Annotated in this window: 11 protein-coding genes; all 11 read left to right on the top strand. The window is 54.6% G+C overall.

The window, feature by feature from the left end:
- Nucleotides 1–205 precede the first annotated feature (205 nt).
- Nucleotides 206–463, top strand: coding sequence for a hypothetical protein (locus tag WC359_14830; GenBank protein ID MFA5401723.1), 258 nt, complete (start codon nt 206–208; stop codon nt 461–463).
- A gap of 55 nt (nt 464–518) precedes the next feature.
- A complete protein-coding gene (locus WC359_14835) occupies nt 519–791 on the top strand; it encodes a hypothetical protein (protein MFA5401724.1) in 273 nt (90 codons plus the stop codon).
- A gap of 28 nt (nt 792–819) precedes the next feature.
- Nucleotides 820–1581 carry a hypothetical protein gene (locus WC359_14840; protein MFA5401725.1) on the top strand — a complete coding sequence of 254 codons (762 nt, stop codon included), beginning with the start codon at nt 820–822 and terminating at the stop codon, nt 1579–1581.
- A 53-nt stretch (nt 1582–1634) separates the two neighbouring features.
- Entirely contained in the window at nt 1635–1934 is a 300-nt protein-coding gene (locus WC359_14845) for a DUF2314 domain-containing protein (protein MFA5401726.1), read from the top strand.
- A gap of 103 nt (nt 1935–2037) precedes the next feature.
- The gene (locus WC359_14850) at nt 2038–2706 is read left to right on the top strand and encodes a hypothetical protein (protein ID MFA5401727.1); all 669 of its coding nucleotides are present in this window, start codon (nt 2038–2040) and stop codon (nt 2704–2706) included.
- Nucleotides 2703–2891, top strand: coding sequence for a hypothetical protein (locus WC359_14855; GenBank protein MFA5401728.1), 189 nt, complete (start codon nt 2703–2705; stop codon nt 2889–2891). Before WC359_14850 ends, WC359_14855 begins: the two co-directional genes overlap by 4 nt.
- Entirely contained in the window at nt 2881–3093 is a 213-nt protein-coding gene (locus tag WC359_14860; protein MFA5401729.1) for a hypothetical protein, read from the top strand. Before WC359_14855 ends, WC359_14860 begins: the two co-directional genes overlap by 11 nt.
- 60 nt (nt 3094–3153) lie before the next feature.
- Nucleotides 3154–3447 (top strand): hypothetical protein, encoded by a 294-nt coding sequence (locus WC359_14865; protein ID MFA5401730.1) that lies wholly within the window; start codon nt 3154–3156, stop codon nt 3445–3447.
- Nucleotides 3444–3788 (top strand): hypothetical protein, encoded by a 345-nt coding sequence (locus WC359_14870; GenBank protein MFA5401731.1) that lies wholly within the window; start codon nt 3444–3446, stop codon nt 3786–3788. The genes WC359_14865 and WC359_14870 overlap by 4 nt, the downstream gene beginning before the upstream one ends.
- Before the next feature lie 182 nt (nt 3789–3970).
- Nucleotides 3971–4246: a hypothetical protein gene (locus tag WC359_14875; GenBank protein ID MFA5401732.1), complete on the top strand. Its 276-nt coding sequence runs from the start codon at nt 3971–3973 to the stop codon at nt 4244–4246.
- A gap of 49 nt (nt 4247–4295) precedes the next feature.
- On the top strand, nt 4296–4843 hold a 548-nt coding region (locus tag WC359_14880), incomplete at its 3' end, for a hypothetical protein (protein ID MFA5401733.1).

Raw genomic sequence — 4843 nt, forward strand, 5'->3', positions numbered from 1 at the left:
GTGCGGGACCTGTGGGACCATACAGTCCGTGAAGGAGATGCCCTCCGGCGTCGGCTGCTTTGGATTGCAGGACAACCGCTGCCATGCATGCCAGACCTGCGGGGATTGGAGCCCGTGCAAGGCTGCCAAGGCAAAGGCCAGGAAGCAGCATTAAACCTCTTACTTTTTCTTTGCTTCGTTGACATAGTTCTATTGAGGAGATAATATGCAGAACTCCAGAAAAATCATGCTCGTGGCTGTCGCTTTGGCGATAGTAGTGGCCATTGGGGCCATGGCAATGACCCAGAACAAGAGCCCTGATGCCTTGGTCAATGACGATGACCAGAGCACAATCACAGAGCCGGTCGTGAACGATACGACCCCGGTGACGGTCGCCCCTGAGCCGGAGCCTGTGGTAGAACCCGACCCCATCGTGGAGCCCGAGCCTGGTCCGGTGGTCAACAACACCCACCCCGACTGTTAAACCCCTTCCAGTCTTTTCTTTGCTTCGATTGAATACTTATTCAGAGGTATCTGTTATGGATGCATCAAGAATAATCAGCCAGCACTATGGCAATAAGCACAATGAGACCACTCCGGTGGTTGTCGAGACCGGTATGGTGGCCCAGAACGTGGCCTATGAGATTTCCAGGTCCAGTGGGTTCGCGCATACGGTCGACTACTGGGTCGCGTTCGTAGAAGCTCTGCCAGATGGGAGTACCAAGGCCCACCATGGTCGTGCCTGCGTGTCCCTGCCAGACGCTCGAATGTGCGTGGACGACATGGTCGAGATGTGCAAGAAAACCTCTTAGTTTTCATTTCTTCGTTGGCATAGTATTATTGGTGATTTACATTACCACCGATTTCAAGAAAGTAGTACACATTGGAAGGGTCAAGGTCGGCCAGTTCAGGCGGCATGTCTTTCTGGACATAGAGTTCCAGAAAGGTAAGCTGTCCATAACTGGTGTCATCGGCCCCAAGGCCAATGGCAACGCCTATGGAAGTTCCGGCCAGATTGATATGGAGTTCGCCCATCGCAACCCAAAGGACAATGATGCCAGGACACGTCATCCTATCGAGCCAGGTGAGATTGAGTTCGCCCCTGGCTGGAGCAAGGCCAAGTGGCTGGACCTCATCGACATCTGGGAGTCCTGGCACTTGAACGACATGCGCCCAGGATGCGAGCACCAGATGGCCGAGAAGTGGGGTCAGGAGCTTCTGAAGTTCACGACCTACATTCTCAACTCCAGCACCTGCCAGATGAGACAAAACATTGAGCGTAGGGTCCAGCAGGAAATCGGGCTGAAGGGTACGGCATCCGTGACCCCCGAGGAGCAAGAGGTTCTAAACCTGCCCTACTCCCTGGACGTGCCCGAGGGCTCGCCTGAGCCCAAGCTGATATGGTACAATCCAAAGACCATGACCAGTAAATATTCGGGGCACACCTACCCCACGGAGCACCCTCAGGGCGTCCTGACCAAGCCCTGCCCTATCTGCGGCCACAAGTACGGCAGCGACTGGCAGAAGGTCGAGGTACCTGAAAAGGTCCTGGACTTCCTGAGGTCCCTGCCGGACACGGATATAGAGCCTGCCTGGGTGTAAACTCTTTCATCCTTTTCTTTTGTTCGATGACATAGCCATACTAGGTGGATTACATGTCTATCTGGAAGAAATCAAGTAATAACGTCATCCCCATGTGCCCGGAGTGCAGCGAGAAGATGTACCCCCATAAGGGCAAGTTCAAGGCCGAGGATATACGGATAGGGGACAGCATCAAGAAGCGCTTCGCAGAGGACGGCGCTGCTCCTGAGCACATGTGGGTCATCGTGACCTCTATCGCCGGGGACAAGCTGGTCGGCACGCTCGACAACGACCCCGTGGGCATGACCTCCATCAAATATGGGGACAGGGTCGAGCTGGATATTACTGAGGTGGAGGATATAGTTCTCTACTAACATTTTTACGTTTTTTCTTTCTCTCGATTGCATACATACTTTGATAACTATGGCTGTTGAAGCAAAACGTGGCTGCGGTTACAGACAAAGTGGAGGATATTATATGATAGGTGATGGCCTGTCAGTTTCCTGTATCGGCATGCCGAGGATAGTGGTGCCCTGCCCCACATGCGGCGAGGGCATGAGGCAGTTCCGGGGCACACGCTGGATTGACGCCAAGCATTTCTTTGGCGGCGACTGTGTGGCCCATGGATTAGTGGATATGAGACCGACATACTGTCAGAGCTGTGTCTTCGAGCAGACCAAGGTCCTGTTGACCTGGGTCGGGGACAAGTTCTACACTCCCGAGACCTTCGTGTCCGAGGCCCACAAGCTGGGCGTGTCCAAGAGGATACCGGCAGTGCCCAACGATTTCGTTCCGGGCTCCACCTGGGTCCTTATCGCCCACCCGTCCGCGGGGAAGGTAGAGGCCTGGAAGGAGGCCAAGGCCGGGGACCAGATGCCGCTCCTGGCCGACTGGTGGAGGAAGAACGACGACGGGGTCGTTGAGCTGAAGTACATGAAGGACGTTCCCGCGGTCTTCTACGCTTTCCAGCCCCGGAAGGTGGAGATGGTCGTCACGCAGAAGATGCTCGACACCATGTCCGAGCAGCTCACCAAGAGGAACGAGAAGTATGGCGTGGAGTACGTCATCGTGCCCGAGGACGACAAGGACCACAACAGGCCAAAGCGTTCCAACAAGAGGAAGCACGAGAGAGCGGAGGAGCTATGAAACAACTCAAGATATGCTGCGAGGAAATGAAGGTCCACTACAAGACCGAGCCCGATGATGGCATCTTCGTTAGCAACGACAGGGTGCAGGTAGGGTATGAGGGCCACTATGGCTTCACTATCAACTATTGCCCGTTCTGCGGCAAGAAGGTGGAGCTGGAGGAGGGTGCGGTAGATGCTGCCTGACCACTCCACTGACACCTGGCGCGATGCCGTTCGTACCGACGATGACGGGACATACCATCACATGTGCAAGTTCACCAACCTGGCATGCGCCCATGAAGATGGTTCGGACGATTGTAGGTTCTGCAACGTCCCCATCGTTCACATGCTGGACAGGATAGCCAGCGCAATGGAGGACCGCTTCCCGGTTTTGAACCATGAGTAGTAAACCTCTTCCCCTATTTTTCTTTGCTTCGTTGACATACTATTACAGAGGTAATCAAATATGGCAATAATCAAGAAAATGGAAGAAGTGCTCTACCTCCAGTGCGACCTCTGTCGCAGGGAGTGGAAGAGCGGGACAGAAGGCGGCAATGGCATCGAGGTCAACGGGGAGCAGAAGGTCATATGCAACATCTGCTTCCAGCAGCTCATGGGCACTGTTAAGAAGCCCAAGGAGAAGAGCTGGGACGAGATGACCCGTGCCGAGCGCAAGGCCTTCAAAGCAAAGGAGAAGAAGGAGCTGGAGAGCGTAGAGGAGGAGAGGCTGAAGAAGGTGAAGGAGGAGGAGGGATTGTGAGCTTTAAAGTGCTTGCTGGGTGCAATAAACCCGGCTCCATGAACTGGGGCGACTGGGCTTCCAAGGTCGATGAGAAGACCATCAAAGAATGGTTGGAGAACCTCGGGCCCTACTTCGGCAAGACCGTGTACCTGGCCGGAGGCGGAGGGAACGGATACTCCGAGGGCGTCCTGGAATCCGCGGTCATTGATAACAATGTCCGAGGCGACGGGCGCAAGCAGCTACGTGTCCAGCTCCGTGGGTTAAAGAGCATTAGCGGGAAGGGCATCTGGACCCGTGGAGAGGAGGGCGACTTTGCGCCCATCATCGGGAGCTGGCAGATTCTGGCTAAGACCAAATAAACCCTTTCTATCTTTTCTTTGCTTCGATGGCATACTATATTTGGAGGCGGCGGATAGCTGGCCACTTAGTGAGCCACACATCCCAACTCCCTGGAGTTTCCTACAAGTTTCGCCGGGGAGAGCCATATGGGCGGTGGGGTCCAAGGTGCCCATCCCGCTATCGCCTCTAAGGAGATATTTACATGATTGATGCAGAAGAAATCAATGAAGTAGTACAGCACGGGACCATATCGGGCCTGTCCGGTCATCCCATGTCCGGGCTCTGGACCTTACACTTCGAGGAAGGCCCCCCGGCGTTCATCGAGTCCGGGTACGGCGTCAGGGCGCTGGCCGATTGTTTCGGGGCCACTGAGTTCAGTGGTGACCTGATAGAGAAGATAAAAGGCCAGAGAATCGTGTACGTCACCGACTTCCTGGGCGTGCTGGAATGGTTCGCCCCCGACGAGGGAGAAGAGTAAACCCCTTTTTCATTTCTTCACTTGAATACTTATTCTGAGGTCTAATCACATGACTGACAACAATGATAAAGAAGAGATTAAGTGCGCCTGGTGTGGCGAAGTGATAGAGCTGGAAGAGAATGATAGTCCCTATCTTGACAAGCAGGACCGGCCAGTGTGCGACCCCTGTGTCGAATCGGAAGACCCGGACGCCACCGTCTATTACGGCAATGATAGCGACCCGGAGTACGTCTACCAAATCAATGAGAGCAAGGCCAACGACGACTTCGAGTGCAAGTACATCCACACGGATGGCTGGAGAGGTTACATGAGCGTGAGTTCCAAGACCTACACCAAGGTCCGGGACGATGCAATCCTGTTCGGTTCGTCCGATGCAGCGAGCCTGAAGCAGTTCGATGACCTGATGCGCAAATACTGCGACGAGCAGAGCATACGCTACGCAAGGGTCTTCACGGAGACGTCCAACGTCTTCTGCCAGGGCTATGACTTCTTCGTCCACAACGAGGATGTTGAGAAGTTCGAGAACCTGAGCAAGCTGCTGGCCAAGGTCAGCGAGCTGGTCGAGGAGTACCGGGACTCTTCCCGTTTCACCCTGAC

This window comes from Dehalococcoidia bacterium (genome assembly GCA_041653995.1).
GTDB lineage: Bacteria > Chloroflexota > Dehalococcoidia > GIF9 > UBA5629 > CAIMUM01.